Source organism: Bowmanella yangjiangensis (assembly GCF_017255015.1).
Taxonomy (GTDB): Bacteria; Pseudomonadota; Gammaproteobacteria; order Enterobacterales; family Alteromonadaceae; genus Bowmanella; species Bowmanella yangjiangensis.
In genome coordinates this window covers 1-552 of the sequence record NZ_JAFKCS010000505.1, presented here as the reverse complement: position 1 = coordinate 552, position 552 = coordinate 1, and the positions used below count along the sequence as shown (strand labels likewise).

The window sequence follows — 552 nt, the reverse complement described above, 5'->3', positions numbered from 1 at the left end:
CTCGGCAGGCGCCACGATGATCTGTCACGAATCCGTGGGACGGGCCTTGGCCGCGACTGCGACTTGCTGGCAGTCTGGGTTGCATGTCCGGCATCTACCCTCGCTCAGGAGACTGGCGCCTTTACATGAAGGCCAGGGCCCTGTTCGAGGGGGTGTTTGCCGCGTTCTTCGGCTGCGCCGCTTGCAAGCTGCTGGTCAGCGAGATCAGGGCGTAGGGTGGATAGCGCGCAGCCTGTCCACCCAGGGGCGGGCTCGGTGCGAGCGTGACGCTGCCCGACCTGCAACGGTTCGAGTTCAGAGAAAAACGCCAACCAGTACGAGCATCCAGAGCAGAGCTCCGGGGATGATGAACAGCAGGTTGTAGCCGCTGATTCGGGCGTTGCTCTTCCCGGTGTCATCGCCGCTGGCCTGGTTGGCGTGCTGCTGGATCTGCGCCAGGGGAAGGGCGGGGACCGCCACGCAGCCGATCAACAGCAGCAGGTCGAGAACACCGTTCTGCATGTCCACGCGTGACAAGCCATTGTTGGCCACGGCCAGGGCGACGTAGAGCCA

At 64.3% G+C, this 552-nt stretch carries 1 protein-coding gene; it reads right to left on the bottom strand.

Annotated features, from left to right (window positions below; translation table 11 throughout):
• Window positions 1-294 precede the first annotated feature (294 nt).
• Window positions 295-552: hypothetical protein (locus tag J0A65_RS25380; RefSeq protein WP_206596993.1), on the bottom strand; the 258-nt coding region annotated here is incomplete at its 5' end.